Genomic DNA, 19,118 nt, shown 5'->3' with positions numbered 1-19,118 from the left:
AGTCTCTGGGTACCCGCTGTTTTGGCGGGCTGCATTTCTATCCCTCCCCAACGGAAAAACCGGTAAGGAATTTATGTGCGGATTAGCTGGAGAGTTACGTTTCGATCACCAACCTGCCGACCTGGCAGCGGTGGAACGAATCACCCATCACTTGGCGCCACGCGGTCCTGACGCGTGGGGCTTTCATGCCCAGGGGCCGATTGCCCTGGGTCATCGACGCTTGAAAATCATGGACCTGTCGGACGGCTCTGCCCAACCGATGGTCGACGCCCAACTGGGCCTGTCCCTGGCGTTCAACGGCGCGATCTATAACTTCCCGGAATTGCGTGAAGAGCTGGAAGCCCTGGGCTACGCCTTCTATTCCGGTGGCGACACCGAAGTGCTGCTCAAGGGCTACCACGCCTGGGGCGAAGCCTTGCTGCCAAAGCTCAACGGGATGTTCGCCTTCGCCATCTGGGAGCGCGATGCTAAGCGCCTGTTTATCGCCCGTGACCGCCTCGGCGTGAAGCCGCTGTACCTGTCGCGCACCGGCCAGCGCCTGCGTTTTGCTTCGGCATTGCCGGCGCTGCTCAAGGGTGGCGATATCAACCCGATCCTCGATCCGGTGGCCCTCAATCACTACCTGAATTTCCACGCCGTGGTGCCGGCGCCGCGCACCTTGCTGGCGGGCATTGAAAAACTGCCGCCCGCGTCGTGGATGCGCATCGACGCCGACGGCAAGACTGAACAGAAAACCTGGTGGACCCTGCCCTACGGCCCCCACGCCGACGAAGCCAACCTGACCCTGGAAGACTGGACCGACCGCGTGCTCGACAGCACCCGCGAAGCCGTGGCGATTCGTCAGCGGGCGGCGGTGGATGTGGGCGTGCTGCTTTCCGGCGGTGTCGATTCCAGCATGTTGGTGGGCCTGTTGCGGGAAGTCGGCGTGCAGGACCTGTCGACCTTCTCCATCGGTTTTGAAGACGCTGGCGGCGAGCGCGGCGACGAATTCCAGTATTCGGACTTGATCGCCAAGCATTACGGCACCCGTCACCACCAACTGCGTATCGCCGAAAGCGAAATCATCGAGCAATTGCCGGCGGCGTTCCGTGCCATGAGCGAGCCGATGGTCAGCCATGACTGCATTGCCTTCTACCTGCTGTCCCGGGAAGTGGCCAAGCATTGCAAGGTGGTGCAAAGCGGCCAGGGCGCCGATGAACTGTTCGCCGGTTACCACTGGTACCCGCAGGTGGATGGCGCAAGCGACCCGTACGCGGCCTACCGCGACGCATTTTTCGACCGCAGCTACGACGACTATGCCGCTACCGTCGCGCCGAAATGGTTGACCGCGAATGACGCCGCCGGTGACTTCGTGCGCGAGCATTTCGCCCAGCCCGGCGCCGATGCGGCGGTGGACAAAGCCCTGCGCCTGGACAGCACCGTGATGCTGGTGGATGACCCGGTCAAGCGCGTCGACAACATGACCATGGCCTGGGGCCTGGAAGCGCGCACGCCGTTTCTCGACTATCGCCTGGTAGAACTGTCGGCCCGCGTGCCGGGCAAATTCAAATTGCCGGACGGCGGCAAGCAAGTGCTCAAGGAAGCGGCGCGCCGGGTGATCCCGAGCGAGGTCATCGACCGCAAGAAAGGCTACTTCCCGGTGCCCGGCCTCAAGCATTTGCAGGGTGACACCTTGAACTGGGTGCGTGAGCTGCTGCTGGACCCAAGCCAGGACCGCGGCCTGTTCAACCCGGCCATGCTCGACCGCCTGCTCACCGATCCCCAAGGCCAACTGACCCCGTTGCGCGGCTCCAAGCTGTGGCAACTGGCGGCGCTGAACCTGTGGCTCAGCGAACAAGGAATCTGATTCATGAAACCTCATGCCACGGCTTACAGCCAACGCTTGCTGCGAGGCCAGGCGCCCTCCTACGAGCGCCTGCAAGCCCGCTTCGCCGAAGACGGCAGCGAACTGGACCCCACGCCGATTGCCGTGCATTGCGGTTGGGGCCGGCTGTTGATCGGCCACACCTTCCCGGACCCGGCGAGCCTGGCCCTGGAGTTGCTCAACGAGCAGCCCGGCGAGCGGGATATCGCGCTGTATGTGGCGGCGCCGCAGCAGATCCTCGGGATTGATCCCCAGCAGTTGTTTCTCGACCCGTCCGATACCCTGCGCCTGTGGTTCACCGACTATCGCCCGGCAACCCGGGTGTTTCGCGGGTTCCGGATTCGCCGGGTACAAACCGAGGCGGACTGGCAAGCGGTGAACCAGCTGTACCAGGGGCGCGGCATGTTGCCGGTGGACCCGGCACTGCTGACGCCACGTCATCAAGGCGGCCCGGTGTATTGGCTGGCCGAGGATGAAGACAGCGGCGCGGTGATCGGCAGCGTGATGGGCCTGAACCACCAGAAGGCCTTTCACGATCCGGAGAACGGCTGCAGCCTCTGGTGCCTGGCGGTCGACCCGCAATGTACCCGCCCCGGGGTGGGTGAAGTGCTGGTACGCCACTTGATCGAACACTTCATGAGCCGCGGCCTGAGCTACCTCGACCTGTCGGTGCTGCACGACAACCGCCAGGCAAAAAGTCTCTACGCCAAGCTTGGCTTTCGCGCGCTGACCACCTTCGCCATCAAGCGCAAGAACGGGATCAACCAGCCGCTGTTCCTCGGCCCTGGCCCGCAGGCGGAGTTCAATCCCTATGCGCGGATCATTGTCGAGGAAGCCCATCGGCGCGGGATCGACGTGCAAGTGGACGATGCCGATGCCGGCTTGTTCACCCTGAGCCACGGTGGCCGCCGGGTGCGCTGCCGCGAATCCCTCAGCGACCTGACCAGCGCCATCAGCATGACTTTGTGCCAGGACAAGAGCCTGACCCACAAGGTGTTCAAGGCCGCAGGCCTGAACCTTCCGGCCCAGCAATTGGCCGGCAGTGCCGATGACAACCTGGAGTTTCTCGACGAGCACCAGCGTATTGTGGTCAAGCCGCTGGATGGCGAACAAGGCCAGGGTGTGGCGGTGGATTTGCAGACCATTGAAGACGTGCAAAAAGCCATTGAGGCGGCCCGCCAATTCGACACCCGTGTACTGCTGGAAAGCTTCCACGAAGGCCTCGACCTGCGCATTCTGGTGATCGGCTTTGAAGTGGTCGCCGCCGCCATTCGCCGCCCGGCGGAAGTCACCGGCGATGGCCAGCATTCCATTGGCGCGTTGATCGAAGCCCAGAGCCGCCGACGCCAGGCCGCCACCGATGGCGAAAGCAAAATCCCCCAGGACGCTGAAACCCAGCGCACCCTGAAGGCCGCCGGCTACGACTACAACAGCATCCTGCCCCGTGGCGAACGCCTGGCGGTGCGGCGTACCGCCAACCTGCACACCGGCGGTTGCCTGGAAGACGTCACCGCCATCCTCCACCCGACCCTGGTGGACGCCGCCGTGCGCGCCGCCCGTGCCCTCGACATTCCCATGGTGGGCCTGGACCTGATGGTGCCGGCCGCCGACCAACCGGACTACGTGTTTATCGAAGCCAACGAACGGGCCGGGCTGGCCAACCATGAACCGCAGCCGACGGCTGAAAAGTTCGTGGACCTGTTGTTCCCGCATAGCCAACCGACGGCTTGAGAAAGGTGTTGCCTTGACTGGCGCTTTCGCGAGCAAGCCCGCTCCCACAGGGGAATGCATTCCAAATGTGGGAGCGGGCTTGCTCGCGAAGACGCCGGTACAGCCAACACAATCTCTGAGGCGCCCCTTTCATCGAAACCATCGATGCCCTAAACTCATCAGGAGTTTCCATGACCCGAACCATCCCCGAACCGGATCTCGCTTACCTGCAAAAAGTGCTGCTGGAAATGCTCGCCATTCCCAGCCCCACCGGGTTTACCGACACCATCGTGCGCTACGTCGCCGAGCGCCTTGAAGAACTGGGCATTCCCTTTGAAATGACCCGGCGCGGCACCATCCGCGCCACCCTCAAGGGCCAGAAAAACAGCCCCGACCGCGCCGTTTCCGCGCACCTGGACACCATCGGCGCCGCCGTGCGGGCGATCAAGGACAATGGCCGCCTGACCCTCGCGCCGGTCGGCTGCTGGTCCAGCCGTTTTGCCGAAGGCAGCCGCGTCAGCCTGTTCACCGATAACGGCGTGATCCGTGGCAGCGTGTTGCCGTTGATGGCCTCCGGTCACGCGTTCAATACGGCCGTGGATGAAATGCCCATCAGTTGGGACCACATCGAACTGCGCCTGGATGCCTACTGCGCCACCCGCGCCGACTGTGACTCCCTGGGTATCAGCGTCGGCGATTTCGTCGCCTTCGACCCGCTGCCGGAGTTCACCGAGAGCGGCCACATCAGCGCCCGTCACCTGGACGATAAAGCCGGGGTTGCCGCGCTGCTGGCGGCGCTCAAGGCGATTGTCGACAGCGGCCAGCCGCTGCTGATCGACTGCCATCCGCTGTTCACCATCACCGAAGAAACCGGCAGTGGTGCGGCGGCGGCATTGCCGTGGGATGTGAGTGAGTTCGTCGGGATCGATATCGCTCCGGTAGCCCACGAGCAGCACTCCAGCGAGCACGCGGTGAGTGTGGCGATGCAGGATTCCGGCGGGCCGTATGACTATCACCTGTCCCGCCACCTGCTGCGCCTGGCGGCGGAGAATGAGTTGCCGGTGCGCCGCGACCTGTTTCGCTACTACTTCAGCGACGCGCATTCGGCGGTGACCGCCGGCCACGACATTCGCACCGCGCTGCTGGCATTCGGTTGCGATGCCACCCATGGTTATGAGCGCACGCACATCGACAGCCTCGCCGCGCTGAGTCGCCTGCTGGGCGCGTACATCCTCAGCCCGCCGGTGTTCGCCAGCGATGCACAGCCGGCCAAGGGCTCCCTCGACCGGTTCAGTCACCAGATCGAACACGACACACAAATGGAGAGTGATACCCGCGTGCCGTCGGTGGACAGCCTGGTGGGCCAAAAAACCTGAGACTGGCAACTCGGATCCCGGCGCAGTAGCATCGCCGGGATTCCCTAGCCGAGGCTTGTATGCTGATTCCCTACGATGCACTTGAAGTCGACACCCTGACACGCCTCATCGAAGACTTCGTGACCCGCGACGGCACCGACAATGGTGACGACACACCTCTGGAAACCCGGGTGCTGCGGGTACGCCAGGCGCTGACCAAGGGCCAGGCGCTGATTGTTTTCGACCCCGAGAGCGAGCAGTGCCAGTTGATGCTCAAGCACGATGTGCCCAAGCACCTGTTCGACTGAGACTCAAGGATTGGGCACAGGCACTGGATGGGTGTTGGCCTGCTGCCCGTGGCGACTGAGGATCTTCTGATAGACCTCCGCCCGGTGCACATTGACCCCCACCGGCGCTTCCACACCCAGCTTCACTTGGGTGCCGTTCACTTCCAGAATGCGCAAGGTGATCTGGTCACCCACCGAAATTATTTCACCTACCGCGCGGCTTAATACCAGCATGGGGTTCGTCCTTTTTAAGTTACCGAACCCCGACCATGCGCTCCCTGCGTGGCACCATCAATGGCCTTCAGGTTAAACAGGCATACCTTACACATCAGGGTAAATTACCCTACAGACAGGCAGTGAATAATCTCGAATTACACCCAAGAACCAAACGATATGTTCAAATTTGCAGGCACTCTCTGTGGCTAGAGAGCTTGTTGTGGCGAGGGAGCTTGCTCCCTCGCCACAGCAAGCTCCCTCGCCACATCAGGTGCTCACCTGAAATTCAACCTTTTACCGCCTGCGACTGGGCTTTCGCCCGCATCTTGTCCGCCATCACGGTCATCTCGTCATACAGCAGTTGCGGGTTCTTCTGTTTCAGTGCCCAGGCCATGCGCCCCTGCTCGTGGGGCAGGATCATGAATTGCCCTTCAGCCACCTGCTGGTAGATGTAGTCGGCGATCTGTGCGGCGGTAATCGGCGAGCTTTCCAGCAGCTTGCCCACCTGGGCCTTCATCGCGGGCGTCGGCCCGCGGAACGAGTCCAGCAGGTTGGTCTGGAAGAAGGATGGGCACACCACATGCACGCCGACTTCCTGTTGCTTGAGTTCCACCAGCAGGCTCTCCGAGAGCGCCACCACGCCGGCCTTGGCCACGTTGTAGTTGCTCATGGCCGGGCCCTGCATCAGGGCGGCCATGGACGCGATGTTGATGATGCGGCCCTTGCTCTTTTCCAGCAGCGGCAGGAAGGCCTTGCAGCCCTTGACCACGCCCATCAGGTTGATCGCGATCTGCCAGTCCCAGTCTTCCAGGGACAGTTCACTGAAGAACCCGCCCGATGCGACACCGGCGTTGTTGACGATCACGTCGATGCCACCGAGCTTTACCTCACAGGCCTGTGCGAACGCGGTGAGCTGGCTGTAGTCGCGCACGTCGCAGCGCTGGGTGAAACCGTCACCGCCGGCCTGGCGTACAAGCTTGAGGGTTTCTTGCAGGCCCGCTTCGCTGACGTCCGACAAGGCCAGTTGCCAACCCTCGCGGGCCCAGCGCAGAGCGATTTCGCGACCCAGGCCAGAACCGGCGCCGGTGATCATCATGCGATTTTGCATAGGAAAGTAGCCTTGTGGTTCACGGAAGAAGTGAGCCGCAGTGTAGCGAAGGTTTTTCCCGCACCCACGCACCATCAGACTGCTGAATGCCCCAGGCAAACCGTGGGCCGGGTCGGATAGCGGGAAACCCGCCAAGTTCAATTTATTTGAACTAAGGTTGGCTATTTGCAACGCGTTTAAAGGAAATAAGCAAGTTAGCGAAAAGCTTTAAAAAAACACGGAATTTTCTGCCAAACACATTGGTCGGAGTTATTAAGGCGTCCGTATCAGTTGTCGGGCCTATCCGTTAAATAACAGGTCTTTTCAGAAGACAATAAGGAAAACAAAACATGAGCCTCATTCTTATCATTATTCTGATCCTCCTGCTGGTCGGCGGTCTTCCAGTGTTCCCTCACTCACGCAATTGGGGTTACGGGCCATCGGGTATTCTCGGTACTGTGTTGGTAGTGCTGCTGATTCTGTTGTTGCTCGGCAAGATATAACGCGTTCCAGCGTGCAAAAAAAAGAGGCCTTGAAAGGCCTCTTTTTTTATGCGCGGGTGTTTAGTCCGGCTTGCCGTCCACTACACCGGCAGTGTTGTCCAGCAGGCTCTTGGTAGCGGTCTGCAGGAACGATTCGAGCTTCTGCTTCAACGCAGCCTCGTCCGGCGACTCTGGAATCACTTTCCCGGTCGGGTTGGCGCCCAGTTCGTATTCCCACAACTTCGGCGGCATTTCCTTGGGCAGTACCAGCACGCGGTCACCGGTGAGCAAGGCGACGGTCTGATCGCTGCCCGACGGCTTGATCACGCCAAAGCCCTTGTCACCTTCCGGCAGGTTGAGCAGGTCGCGACCCCAGCACTGGTGCAGGGTGTCACCGCCGAGACGGCCCATGATGGTCGGCACGATGTCGATCTGGGTGCCCACGGTGTGGTCACGCTCGCCGAACTTCTCCTGCATGCCCGGTGCGATCATCAGCATCGGCACGTTGAAGCGGCCCAGGTCCATCTCGGTGATCTGCTGCTCGTTGCCGAAGCCGTGGTCGCCCACGATCACGAACAGGGTTTCCTTGAAGTACGGCTCCTTGCGGGCCTTTTCAAAGAACTGGCCCAAGGCCCAGTCGGAGTAACGCATGGCCGTCAAATGCTCGTTGAGGCTGCCACGGTCGGTGACCTTCTCGACCGGCAATGGCGTCGGCAACGCGTACGGCGTGTGGTTGGACAGGGTTTGCAGCAGCGCATAGAACGGCTTGCCGCCTTCACGTGCCTTCAACTCTTCCAGGCCACGGCTGAACATGTCCTGGTCGGACACGCCCCAGGTTGGATCCGAGAACACTGGGTTGACGAAGTCATTACGACCGATGAAGTTGGTCATGCCCTGGTTGCTGAAGAAGCCCGACTGGTTGTCCCAGGCGAAATCGCCGTTGTAGACGTACACGTCGTCAAACTTGCGGGCGCTGAGCAACTGCGGCAGGCCCGACAGCTTGTGGCTGCCTTCCGGGGTCTGCATCAGGTATTCGAAACCCGGCAGGTTCGGGAAGCAGGCCATGGTGGCGAACATACCCTGGTGGGTGTGGGTGCCGTTGGAGAAGAAGCGGTCGAACAGCAGGCCTTCCTTGGACAGTTTGTCGAAGTACGGCGTGATGTTGCCCGGGCGGCCCAGGGCGCCCACCGAGTGACCGGCGAAGCTTTCCATCAGGATAACCACGACGTTCTTGATCGGCAGGGTCTTCTCGGCCGGCGGCGTGAAGTCACGGCGTACCGCGGCGGTGTCGGTGTCGACCAGTTTCTCGGTCGGCAATACCAGCATGTCGCGCACGGTCTGGGTGGCCAGCGGCTGCTCCAGGGTGGCTTTCCAGATGTTCGAACGCTCCTCGGAGAAGCGCGATTTCGCCGCCGCAATCAGCGACAAGGTACCGTTGAGGCCCAACTGGTTGGCGAAGTTCGAGTCGGTGGTGTACACGTCGCCCCAACGCAGTGGCGGGCCCTGGCGCAGGGTGCCACGGATGGCGACCACGGCGACCAGCAGGCAGACCACGAACACCGCGATGCGCGTGTACCACGGCGCTACCTGGCGAGTGCCGATGCTGCCACCGCTGAACGGGCCGCGTGGGCGCGTTGCACGGTCGGCGCCTTTGAAGGCGATGCTCAGGATCAGCGTACCCACGGCCCAGGCCAGCAGGTAGCGCACCACCGGGAAACCGTACCAGAGCATGCTCATCACGGTTTTCGGGTCTTCCTTCACGTACTGGAAGACCAGACCGTTGAGGCGCTGGTGGAACTCGCGGTAGAAGTCCATTTCCATCAGGCCCAGGAACAGCGCGATGCTGGACGCGACCGTCAGCCACAAGCGGAAGAACCCGCGCGCCGCCATGGCCCGTACGCTGAACAACGCCAGCAGCAACGGCACCAGCACGTACATCACCAGGCGGATATCCAGGCGCAGGCCGTTGGCGAACGCTTCAAGGAAAGTCGAGGCCGGTGTGTCGAGGATCATCTCGCGGTTGTAGACCAGCAGCGCCAGGCGCAGCAGGGAGAACATCACCATCATGATCAAGGCACAAAGCAGCGTGTACGCCAGATGGGATTTGACGGTCGGTTGCAGCAAGCGATTAGAAGCTCGCTGCTGATTCAGGGCGTCCGGGTTTGCCATGTCGTTTTAGGACCCATTGGAAGTTTAAGTTGCGAATGAATACAGCGGCGCCCCGCCCTCGCCCAGTCAGGCTGGGGTAGACGGTGAACGCAATGGCGCAAATGGTGCCCGATCAACGCCGGCAACGCCATTGATTACTCAATCCGGCCAGTGTTTGAGACTCGTCTTAGAGCATCCGGCAGGAAAAATAGCCGGCGAATTGTCTTGGATGGAATGTGAAAATTCTGTGCAGCGAATATCTCGAAACACAATAACGGGCGTACGGAAACAGATGTGGGAGCGGGCTTGCTCGCGAATACGGTAAATCAGTCGATACATCAGGTGACTGTTACACCGTATTCGCGAGCAAGCCCGCTCCCACACTTACTGTGCCCGCTCTGGATAGCGTTGTTTGGATCAGATCCGCACGTTACCGCGCGGCCCGGCGATCGCCCAGATGATCAAGCCCAGTACCGGCAGCAGCAGGATCAACAGGATCCACAACACTTTGGCGCCGGTACTCGCGCCGCTTTTGAACACGTTGATGATCGCCCAGATATCCAGCGCGAGGATGATCAACCCGATCAGACCATTAAAAGTGGAACCCATGGTGTCGCTCCTAAGTGAGGGCTTGCCTGCTTAGGATAGTCAGCCGTGGCCGGGGGTTCCGTTTTATTTCAGACGTGTACCGCAACCCGCAGGGCTTCCAGCGATGGTTCGCCCTTTATGCCGGTTTCGGCACACAACTCCAGCACCCGTGGCACGTCGTTGCCGTAGACCAGCACAGCCTGGATCTCGTCGTCCAGCAATTGGCTGAAGTTCATCAGCACGTAGCCGCCGTTCTCCGGGTTGAGGGCGCTCATCTGGATCTGGATGCGGTTCAGCGCGGTCAGGGCTTCGGTCTTGGCCAGTTGCTTGGGCTTGAGGTTGAACGCCACGCCGGGGCCAAAGGAGGCGACGATCTGGGCGAACAGGTCCTGGTAAGTGTCGGCCTGGAACAGCACGGTGTCAGGCAGGCTGCCGACGACGATCCACTCACCCAGGGGAATCGGGAAAGTGTCGTCGTAGTTGATGTCGGGGTTGGCGGCCAGGAAAGCGTCGGGATCGGCGTAGGCCTGGGCCGCTTCGTCAGCCACCTTGGCGATCTCGGGTTCGCTCATGCAGCCGGAGCTGATTTTGCTGATGAGTTCGACGAGTGCGGTTTTCATGGGGTGGTCCTGTGGCGGGGCTGATTTTGAGGGCGCAAAGCCTACACCAGTTTTTCCAACTGCGCCGCCGTATCCACCGCCCCCATGGTCTGCGCGGCTGCCAGCGCGGTCACGCCCTGGGCATCGGTGGCCTTGGGATTGGCGCCCTGGCTGATCAGGTAGTCCACCATTTCGGTACGGTTGAACATCGCCGCCATCATCAAGGCGGTGCGACCATCAGAGGATGCGCCTTCGACCAACGCTCCGCCTTCGATCAATGCCTTGACCACCGGCAGGTTGCCCTTGAACGCCGCGCCGGCAATCGGCAGCTGGTTCTTGTCGTTGGCAATCTGGGGGTCGGCCTTGAATTCCAGCAGCACTTTCACCGCGTCCACATGGCCATGGTAGGCCGACAGCATCAACAGCGTATCGCCATTGTGGTTGCGCAGGTTCGGCGGCAAGCCCTTGGCCAGCAACGCCGCCAGCATCGCGGCATCGCCCTTGCGCGCCACGTCGAACACCTGCTCGGCAAATTCGGCGGCTTCGTCTTCGGTCATTTGTTTGGCTTGGTCTGACATGTGGGGCTCCTTGTCTGGTGTTTCATAAGGCGCCCAGTCTCGCGATGGAGTTCCCCACTGTCATGCCTTTTTTCCCAAAAGCGGCGATAGGCAGAATCAATAACGGAACTTGCCCGCCTGAATATCCGCCAACAGTTGCCCGGTGACCGGCACATAACTGTCCGACCCAGGCAGCCAGGCAAAGATCGGATCATCACCGGCCTTGCCCGGGTCGAACGCTTCCTCCTTGAGTTTCACCTTCTGGTATTTAAAGGTACCCGTGGTTTCCATCTTCACCTTGATCCGCAGGAACAACGGCACCGCATACGCGGGCAATTGCCCGTGGGCAAAGGTCAGCAACTCGCGCATGTCCAGGGAAGCCAGGGATTCGGCAGGCGTAATGGCCGCCATGCCCGCGCGGCCGTTGGTGTTTTCAATCTCCACGCCGTAGGCCACCACTTCGGAAATCTGCGGGTGCTGCAGGAAGATGTTCTCGACTTCGGTGGTGGAGACGTTTTCACCTTTCCAGCGGTAGGTGTCCCCCAGCCGGTCAACGAATTGGGCGTGGCCGAAGCCGATATTGCGCAACAGGTCGCCGGTGTTGAAATAACGGTCGCCCTTCTCGAACACGTCGCTGAGCACCACCTTGCGGTTCTTCTCGGGGTCGGTGTAGCCGTCGAACGGTGCCTTGTCATCGATCCTGGCCAGCAGCAGCCCCTGGCCCCCCTTGGGCACTTCGCGCATGAAACCGTCGGCGCCGCGAATCGGCTCACAGCTGTCATGGGCGTAGTCCACCAGTGCCCAGTGCATCAGGGAAAAGCCAATGGTGTTGTCGAAGTTCAGCACATTGGTGAAGCCGATGTTGCCGTCACTGGCGGCGTACAGCTCGCAGATATGATCGACGCCAAAGCGCTGCTTGAACTCAGCCCAAACCCCTGGGCGCAGGCCGTTGCCGATCATCTTCGTCACCCGGTTGTCCAGGTCGCGCCCATGGGCAGGCTGGTCGATCAGGTAGCGGCACAGCTCGCCGACATAACCCAGGGTGGTCGCATTGAATTTGCGCACATCGTCCCAGAACTGGCTGGCGCTGAACTTGCGGCGAATCGCGAACCCCGACGCCCCGGCAATCGCCGAACCCCAGCACACGCACAGGCCAGTGGCGTGATACAGCGGCAAGGTGCAATAGACGACATCCTCGGGCCCCATATCCAGGGCGATGGTGCCGAAACTGGCCGAGGACTTCATCCAGCGGCCATGCTTGAAAATGCCGGCCTTGGGCAAGCCGGTGGTGCCGGAGGTGTAGATATAGAAGCAAGGGTCGTTGAAAAAAATCTGCTGGGTGCTGGCGGGGTTTTCCACCGGGCAGTCGGCGCTGGCAGCCATCAGGTCGACGTAATCCGGCGGCACATGGCTGTGCTGCTGATCGGCAATAAACCAGGTTTTATCCGCCTCGATGGCCACCTGGCTGCGCACGGCCTCGTAGGCCCCTACCAACTCGGCTCCCACCACGATGGCCGCCGGTGCCACCAGGTTGAGGCTATGTACCAGCGCCGACTGGGTTTGCGAGGTATTGAGCATCGCGCAAATGCCGCCCACCTTGGCCACGGCCAGTACGCTGAGCAACAACTCGGGGCGGTTCTCGATAAACAACGCCACCACGTCGCCCTTGCCGATCCCCTGCTGCTGCAGGTAGTGAGCCATGCGGTTGGCCTGCTGGTTGGCCTGGCGGTAGCTCAGCACCGTGTCGCCATACAGCAGCGCGGCGCCGTCGGGGTTGCGTTGGGTGGCTTGTTCAAAGGTCCAGCCCAGGCCGCACGGCTGGTCGGGATCGGTGATGTTGGCAACGCGGATTCCGCGCACCAGGCGCGGCAGTGCACGGACAATGGTGGGCACCTTACGCAGCATCATGCCCCAGGTGATCATGTCACTTGGCGGGTGGTTCATGGCGGGAACGTCCTTTTTCTTATTGTTCGTATGACCCTCAAGGCACCCATCGCACTGTAAGACCCGCGCCGAATGCCTTGCAGGAAAATACGCCAGCCGTTCTTCGGCTGTACACGCAGGATTTGAAAAGTTTTGTATCCCGAAAGGAAAAGGAATTTAGCGCACCGCCAGGTGGTCACTATGGAAGACCTGCCTTGCGTGCCAGCTGTGAAACACTTGGCAAAACCCCGCAAAATGCAGGATGCACGATGGCCATTCATGCAAATTGCACGAAACTGGAAATCTTAAAATTTTATAACTGATTGATTTATAACGATTTTTTAAGATAGTCAGTACTGGCACAATCACTGCACCTATCACTCCACGCTGCAAAACATGAGCTAACGGAGCTGATAGACATGAGCCTGATCCAAGATAAATTTTCTTCTGTGTTCTCCAATTTCGACGTCACCACCCAGGCGCGTCCTGATGGCGGCATCCTGCTGACCTTGCGTAACAGCGAAGGCAAGCAGATCAAACGTTCGATCTCTTATCAGCAACTGCACACGGCCGACCAACTGACGTGGGTCATCAGCGCCATTCGCCGCGACCTGGCTGAACAAGCCAGCGACCTGCCACAGATTTCGATGCTGCAAAGCCAGAACCGCTTTGCCCTGCCGACCTACCATTCGGCTTGACCGTCATGCAGGACCCGAACAGGTCGTGGTGCCGTTGCGCACCACGGCCTTTTTTTATTTGCACAATCCCTGTTTCACCGCCTCGTTCACGGCCTGGACCCGGTTAGTCACCTGCAACTTGCCGTAGATGTTGCGCAGGTGAAACTTCACCGTGGCCTGGGAGATGGAGCGAATCCTGCTGATTTCCCACACCGTCTTGCCCTCGACCGCCCAATGCAGGATTTCCCGTTCCTTTGGGGTCAGGGGTTTACCCGACAACATCGCACGCGCCTTGCGGTTGGCAACCGGCGCGCTGTCCGTTTGCGTGGACGGTTGTTCCTGTGGCTCCGAACCGCTCATGCAGGCCCCTCTCTTCATATAGGTCTTGTAACGCCCGAAGTCGGATTACTCCTATTGACAGGCGAATAAATATTGAGACCAGAGAGAGTTACACAAAGAGTGGAAGTAACAAGTAAGGTCAACGATAAACAGCTGTTACCCACAAACTTTCAAGTTTATTCCTACAGCGATTTCCAACCTGAAGGAATTGAAGTTAAAAAAATGCCCCCTGTTCAGGAGGCATTGCCGGACGAACTTAGTCATCAAGCCGAGGAAAACCCTCGGCGATCGCGTCGCCCGTCAGCATGACCGCCAGCCCTTCAGGGTCACTGAACAGGCGGATCGCCACAAAGTGCGGGTTCTCCCCCATATCAAACCAGTGCGGGATGCCGCTCGGCACCAAGATCAGGTCGTTTTTCTCGCAGAACACCGCGTACACATAATCTTCGATGTGCAAGGTAAACAGCCCACGACCCGCTACGAAAAAACGCACGTGGTCTTGGGCCATGCGGTGTTCGTCGAGTCGCTCGGCGCGCAATTGGGCTTTCTGCGGGTGATCGTTGCTGACGCGGAGCACATCAACGGTGGTGTAGCCGCGCTCGGTCATCAGCTTGTCGATGGGCGCCTGGTAGGCGGCGATAATCTCAACCTCGCTGACCCCGGGCTCAAGTCGGGTAGTCGCCTGCCAGCGATCGAACCCCACACCCAGCTCGGCCAGGGTCGAGGCGATATCGTCCTGGTGAGTCAGGACCTTGTTCGGGGTGTCGGGGGTGCAGACGTGGTAAACCGCGAGATAGCTCATCAAACTCTTCCTCTGTCACGGGAGCCGCTCATGGCCGCTCCTCTTGCAATCGAATGCCAATGATTAGGGCGGCGGCCAGGGCCGCGACGCTGGCAATGCTGAAGGTCAGGGTCGGCCCCAGCAGGTTCCAGCTGTAACCTGAATAGAGTGCGCCCAGCGCACCGCCGGTACCGGCCAGTGCCGCATACAGTGCCTGGCCCTGCCCTTGCTGGCGAGCACCAAAGCTGCGTTGCACGAACTGGATGGCCGCCGCGTGGAAGCTGCCGAAGGTCGCCGCGTGCATCACCTGCGCCAGCAACAGCACCCAGAAGAATTCGGCAAAGGAGCCCAGCAGCAACCAGCGCAGTGCGGCCAGCAGGAAACTCGCCATCAACACCCGGCGTACCGAAAAGCGCGTGAGAATCCGGCTCATGGCCAGGAACATCAAGACTTCCGCCACCACGCCCAGCGCCCACAACATGCCGATCACGCCACGGCTGTAACCGAGGTGTTCAAGGTGCAGGGTGAGGAAGGTGTAGTACGGACCATGGCTCATCTGCATCAGCGCCACACACGCATAGAACGCCAGCACGCCGGGGCTGCGCAGTTGCCGCAAAAAGCCGTCACCGGCCAGGCGATTCCCCTGGCTCAGGGGCTGCGCATTCGGCACCCAGAGGCTGGCGCCGATGATGCCGGCCATGATCACCACGACCACCACCGGGTAGATATCCAGGCTCAGCCAGTCGAACAAGCGGCCCATGATCACCACGGTGAGGATAAAACCGATGGAGCCCCACAACCGCACCTGGCTGTAGCGCGAGGTCTGGCCTTGCAGGTGCGCGAGGGTGATGACTTCAAACTGCGGCAGGACCGCGTGCCAGAAGAACGCGTGCAAGGCCATCACCAGCGCCAGCCAGGCGTAGGTCTTGCTGACAAAGATCAACGAGAAACTCACCAGGGTGCACACCGCGCCAAAGCGCACGATGGCCAGGCGCCGGCCGGTGTAGTCCCCCAGCCAGCCCCACAGGTTGGGCGCCACGCAGCGCATCAGCATGGGGATGGCCACCAGCTCGCCGATGCGCGCGCTGGAGAACCCAAGGTGATCGAAGTACAGCGCCAGGAACGGCGCCGTCGCCCCCAGCAGGGCGAAATAGAACAGGTAGAAGCTGGAGAGTCGCCAGTATGGAAGACCTTGCGTCAGCATAAGTGACTTGTGGCGAGCGAGCTTGCTCGCGCTGGGTCGCGAAGCGGCCCCCATGGAAGCGCAGCAGTTCTCCAGGTCCTACCGGGTTGCAGGCTTTGGGGCCGCTGCGCAGCCCAGCGCGAGCGAGCTCGCTCGCCACACACGATCACAGCTGGCCCAATACCGGAGTACTGACTTTTACGTCGGCGTTTTGCCCACGATGACGCAGCAGGTGGTCCATCAACACAATGGCCATCATCGCCTCGGCAATCGGCGTGGCGCGGATGCCGACGCACGGGTCGTGACGGCCCTTGGTGATCACGTCCACCGGGTTGCCGTGCACATCGATCGAGCGGCCAGGCGTGGTGATGCTGGACGTCGGCTTGAGGGCCAGGTGCGCAACGATCGGCTGGCCGGAGGAGATGCCGCCGAGAATGCCGCCGGCGTTGTTGCTGAGGAAACCTTCCGGGGTCATCTCGTCACGGTGCTCGGTGCCACGCTGGGCCACACAATCGAACCCGGCGCCGATTTCCACGCCCTTGACCGCGTTGATGCTCATCAGCGCGTGGGCCAGTTCGGCATCGAGGCGGTCGAAGATCGGCTCGCCCAGGCCCGGCATCACGCCTTCGGCAACCACGGTGATCTTGGCGCCGACGGAATCCTGGTCGCGGCGCAACTGGTCCATATAGGCTTCCAGCTCCGGCACTTTATCCGGGTCTGGGCAGAAGAAAGCGTTGTCTTCGACGCTGTCCCAGGTCTTGAACGGGATTTCGATCGGGCCCAGCTGGCTCATGTAGCCGCGGATCACGATGCCCTGGGTCGCCAGGAACTTCTTGGCAATCGCACCGGCCGCCACGCGCATCGCGGTTTCCCGCGCCGAGCTGCGGCCACCGCCACGGTAGTCGCGCTCGCCGTATTTGTGGTGGTAGGTGTAGTCGGCGTGGGCCGGGCGGAACAGGTCCTTGATCGCCGAGTAGTCCTTGGACTTCTGGTCGGTGTTGCGAATCAGCAGGCCGATGGCGCAGCCGGTGGTGCGGCCTTCGAACACGCCGGAGAGGATTTCGACTTCGTCGGCTTCCTGGCGCTGGGTGGTGTGGCGGCTGGTGCCGGGCTTGCGGCGGTCGAGGTCACGCTGCAGGTCTTCCAGGGACAACTCGAGGCCCGGCGGGCAGCCGTCGACAATGGCGACCAACGCCGGGCCATGGCTTTCGCCCGCGGTGGTAACAGTGAACAGCTTGCCGTAGGTATTGCCGGACATGCAGGGCGCTCCGTGAAATCAGTTGAATCAAGTCAACCGTAATAACTTAAGGCGGCCAGTATACGCAGGCTAACCGACTAGTTCATCCTCGAAACCTTACCGGTAGACGTTGGTCCAACCGGCACCTTCCTCATGATGGCGCGATGATGCTGCGAGTTCTGCTTTTGACCCTCACTCTGTTTTCCAGCCTTGGCTTCGCCGCCTCCCCTGTCGTGCTGCAACGGCCCATCAGCCTGGACACCGGCAGTGGCGAGCTGTTTGGTTCGCTGTTGTTGCCCAAATCCGACAAGCCGGTGCCGGTGGTGCTGATCATCGCCGGCTCCGGGCCCACCGACCGCAACGGCAACAGCGCCGACGGCGCACGCAACGACAGCCTCAAGCGCCTGGCCTGGGTGCTGGCCAGGCACAACATCGCCAGCGTGCGCTACGACAAGCGCGGCGTGGCCGCCAGCCTTGCCGCCACCCCCGATGAACGCAACCTGACTCTGGATGCCTACGTGTCCGACGCCGTGGCCTGGGGCAAGTTGCTCAAGGCCGACCCACGCATGGGCCCGCTGATTGTGCTGGGCCACAGCGAAGGTGCACTGGTGGCCGCCCTCGCCGCCCCGCAGCTCAACCCGGCCGGGGTGATTTCCCTGTCGGGCAGCGCGCGCCCGGTGGACCAGGTGATCCGCCAGCAACTGGCCGACCATATGCCTCCAGCGCTGTTACTGCGCAGCAACCAGATTCTCGATCACCTCAAGGCCGGCCAGGTGGACGCCGATGTGCCCACCCCCCTTGAGGGCATTTTCCGCCCCAGCGTGCAGCCCTATCTGATCAGCCTGTTCCGCGCCGACCCTTCGGCGGCCTTTGCCAAATTGACCATGCCGGCGCTGATCGTCCAGGGCACCAATGACCTGCAGGTCGGCGTGGCCGATGCGCAACAATTGCAGAAGGCCAAGCCCGACGCCGAGCTGACGGTGATCGAAGGCATGAACCACGTGATGCGCATCGTGCCCAACAACGTGAAGCAGCAACTGGAGTCCTATAACGACCCGCAGTTGCCGCTGGCGGCTGAACTGGGCACCCGCCTGGTTCGCTTTATCGACGGACTTCGCGCCAGTTAAGCGAGTATTGCCCCTCCAGTCCTGAGCAAAACGGCCGATAAGCCATGGGTCGACAGCAAAAAGCCTGTCGGCCCGCAGAGCTTGGACAGGATCGCGCCGAATGACGAACACCGAAGCAACACCCGAACCTACCGCCGACACCACGGCTGACACCGAGGCCGCCGCATCGGCCGCGTTACCGTGGGCGGAGGTGCAGGCCGAACATTTCAAGATGCTGCGCCTGGCCCCTTTGGCCACCGACCGTGCCACGGGCGTGCGGCCCCTGCGCTTTGTGCAGTTTGGCTGGGCCGAACGCAACAACAAGGACCACAGCCTGCTGCGCATGGTCATTCAGTTGCCGGGCCAGCGGGTGCGCCGGGAACAGAACCATTTGGATATCTGGGTCGATCACGCGACCCATCGGGTGCACTTTGGCCCGGGCAACAGCCTGGAGATCGAGCCGGCTAACCGCGGCATCGGCCGTTTCCTGGTAGCCCAGGGCGCCGCCTGGGCGAAAAAGAAGTGGTCGCACTACCGCGTCGACGGCGTCGACCTGGCCAACAAGGACGCCCTCAACGAAGCCACGCGCCTGCGCCGGGATCACTTCCTGCGTATCCAGGGCTTTGATGTGGCGTACGCCGATGTCCAGCATTTGAAGGGCAACGTGCAGCCGGGCAAGGTCAGCGATGTGCTGGACAGCTGGAACACCGAAAAGCTGCAGTTCGTGGAGATTCTGGAAGCGGCGCAGATGCTGCAACAGGCCGAGCAGAACCTGGCGGAACAGGAAGTGAAACTGCGCAAGGAAGAGGAAAAGGTCACCAAGTTCAAGCGCGAAGACAGCGGGTTGCGCTTCACGATTACGTGCCTGGTGGCGTTTACCGTGTTTCAGGCGGGGTTGTTGATCTGGATTGCGACGCATCGATAATCCGGTTTATCAATTGAAACCGGATCAAAATGTGGGAGCGGGCTTGCTCGCGAA

General features: G+C 61.2%; 19 protein-coding genes. 8 read left to right on the top strand and 11 right to left on the bottom strand.

The window, feature by feature from the left end; genetic code table 11:
* Window positions 1-73 precede the first annotated feature (73 nt).
* From AC3WKX_RS08965 to AC3WKX_RS08950, 4 genes are all read left to right on the top strand, one after another.
* Window positions 74-1,846, top strand: coding sequence for an N-acetylglutaminylglutamine amidotransferase (locus tag AC3WKX_RS08965; protein WP_102605276.1), 1,773 nt, complete (start codon window positions 74-76; stop codon window positions 1,844-1,846).
* A 3-nt stretch (window positions 1,847-1,849) separates the two neighbouring features.
* Entirely contained in the window at window positions 1,850-3,595 is a 1,746-nt protein-coding gene (gene ngg, locus AC3WKX_RS08960; protein ID WP_102605277.1) for an N-acetylglutaminylglutamine synthetase, read from the top strand.
* A gap of 170 nt (window positions 3,596-3,765) precedes the next feature.
* Window positions 3,766-4,950 (top strand): osmoprotectant NAGGN system M42 family peptidase, encoded by a 1,185-nt coding sequence (locus AC3WKX_RS08955; RefSeq protein ID WP_003216760.1) that lies wholly within the window; start codon window positions 3,766-3,768, stop codon window positions 4,948-4,950.
* Window positions 4,951-5,009: 59 nt separating this feature from the next.
* Window positions 5,010-5,237: a YheU family protein gene (locus AC3WKX_RS08950; protein WP_003192759.1), complete on the top strand. Its 228-nt coding sequence runs from the start codon at window positions 5,010-5,012 to the stop codon at window positions 5,235-5,237.
* 3 nt (window positions 5,238-5,240) lie between these two features.
* On the opposite strand, the gene csrA is transcribed toward AC3WKX_RS08950, so the two are convergent.
* The gene (gene csrA, locus AC3WKX_RS08945; RefSeq protein ID WP_008433220.1) at window positions 5,241-5,450 is read right to left on the bottom strand and encodes a carbon storage regulator CsrA; all 210 of its coding nucleotides are present in this window, start codon (window positions 5,448-5,450) and stop codon (window positions 5,241-5,243) included.
* 268 nt (window positions 5,451-5,718) lie between these two features.
* A complete protein-coding gene (locus AC3WKX_RS08940) occupies window positions 5,719-6,540 on the bottom strand; it encodes an SDR family oxidoreductase (protein ID WP_102605278.1) in 822 nt (273 codons plus the stop codon).
* Between the two features lie 329 nt (window positions 6,541-6,869).
* Between AC3WKX_RS08940 and AC3WKX_RS08935 the strand changes: the two genes are divergently transcribed.
* The gene (locus AC3WKX_RS08935) at window positions 6,870-7,022 is read left to right on the top strand and encodes a DUF3309 family protein (RefSeq protein ID WP_003216767.1); all 153 of its coding nucleotides are present in this window, start codon (window positions 6,870-6,872) and stop codon (window positions 7,020-7,022) included.
* A gap of 60 nt (window positions 7,023-7,082) precedes the next feature.
* Here AC3WKX_RS08935 and AC3WKX_RS08930 read toward each other — a convergent pair whose 3' ends face one another.
* From AC3WKX_RS08930 to AC3WKX_RS08910, 5 genes are all read right to left on the bottom strand, one after another.
* Complete coding sequence (locus tag AC3WKX_RS08930) at window positions 7,083-9,170, bottom strand: LTA synthase family protein (protein WP_008433215.1); 2,088 nt, start codon at window positions 9,168-9,170, stop codon at window positions 7,083-7,085.
* Window positions 9,171-9,566: 396 nt separating this feature from the next.
* A complete protein-coding gene (locus AC3WKX_RS08925; RefSeq protein WP_003172956.1) occupies window positions 9,567-9,758 on the bottom strand; it encodes a PLDc N-terminal domain-containing protein in 192 nt (63 codons plus the stop codon).
* 68 nt (window positions 9,759-9,826) lie between these two features.
* Window positions 9,827-10,357 (bottom strand): hypothetical protein, encoded by a 531-nt coding sequence (locus tag AC3WKX_RS08920; RefSeq protein WP_102605280.1) that lies wholly within the window; start codon window positions 10,355-10,357, stop codon window positions 9,827-9,829.
* Between the two features lie 41 nt (window positions 10,358-10,398).
* The gene (locus AC3WKX_RS08915) at window positions 10,399-10,914 is read right to left on the bottom strand and encodes an ankyrin repeat domain-containing protein (RefSeq protein WP_003216773.1); all 516 of its coding nucleotides are present in this window, start codon (window positions 10,912-10,914) and stop codon (window positions 10,399-10,401) included.
* 96 nt (window positions 10,915-11,010) lie between these two features.
* A complete protein-coding gene (locus tag AC3WKX_RS08910; RefSeq protein ID WP_102605281.1) occupies window positions 11,011-12,837 on the bottom strand; it encodes a long-chain-acyl-CoA synthetase in 1,827 nt (608 codons plus the stop codon).
* Window positions 12,838-13,235: 398 nt separating this feature from the next.
* On the opposite strand from AC3WKX_RS08910, the gene AC3WKX_RS08905 reads away from it, so the two are divergent.
* Window positions 13,236-13,514 (top strand): DUF3509 domain-containing protein, encoded by a 279-nt coding sequence (locus AC3WKX_RS08905; protein ID WP_003216777.1) that lies wholly within the window; start codon window positions 13,236-13,238, stop codon window positions 13,512-13,514.
* Window positions 13,515-13,568: 54 nt separating this feature from the next.
* Here the strand turns inward: AC3WKX_RS08905 and AC3WKX_RS08900 are convergent, their stop codons facing one another.
* From AC3WKX_RS08900 to aroC, 4 genes are all read right to left on the bottom strand, one after another.
* Window positions 13,569-13,853, bottom strand: coding sequence for a response regulator transcription factor (locus AC3WKX_RS08900; protein WP_003216779.1), 285 nt, complete (start codon window positions 13,851-13,853; stop codon window positions 13,569-13,571).
* A gap of 235 nt (window positions 13,854-14,088) precedes the next feature.
* Window positions 14,089-14,634: a 1,2-dihydroxy-3-keto-5-methylthiopentene dioxygenase gene (locus tag AC3WKX_RS08895; RefSeq protein WP_102605282.1), complete on the bottom strand. Its 546-nt coding sequence runs from the start codon at window positions 14,632-14,634 to the stop codon at window positions 14,089-14,091.
* Window positions 14,635-14,662: 28 nt separating this feature from the next.
* Window positions 14,663-15,814, bottom strand: coding sequence for an MFS transporter (locus AC3WKX_RS08890; protein WP_173883069.1), 1,152 nt, complete (start codon window positions 15,812-15,814; stop codon window positions 14,663-14,665).
* 148 nt (window positions 15,815-15,962) lie between these two features.
* Window positions 15,963-17,054: a chorismate synthase gene (gene aroC, locus AC3WKX_RS08885; RefSeq protein WP_093200005.1), complete on the bottom strand. Its 1,092-nt coding sequence runs from the start codon at window positions 17,052-17,054 to the stop codon at window positions 15,963-15,965.
* A 143-nt stretch (window positions 17,055-17,197) separates the two neighbouring features.
* On the opposite strand from aroC, the gene AC3WKX_RS08880 reads away from it, so the two are divergent.
* Window positions 17,198-18,160: an alpha/beta hydrolase gene (locus AC3WKX_RS08880; protein WP_003213124.1), complete on the top strand. Its 963-nt coding sequence runs from the start codon at window positions 17,198-17,200 to the stop codon at window positions 18,158-18,160.
* A 100-nt stretch (window positions 18,161-18,260) separates the two neighbouring features.
* Window positions 18,261-19,064, top strand: a complete 804-nt coding sequence (locus AC3WKX_RS08875) for a hypothetical protein (protein ID WP_003213127.1) — start codon at window positions 18,261-18,263, stop codon at window positions 19,062-19,064.
* Window positions 19,065-19,118: the final 54 nt, after the last annotated feature.

It is taken from the genome of Pseudomonas sp. GP01-A4, assembly GCF_058780865.1.
The sequence above is the reverse complement of the archived record's forward strand: the minus strand, read 5'-3'. Positions and strand labels throughout refer to the sequence as shown.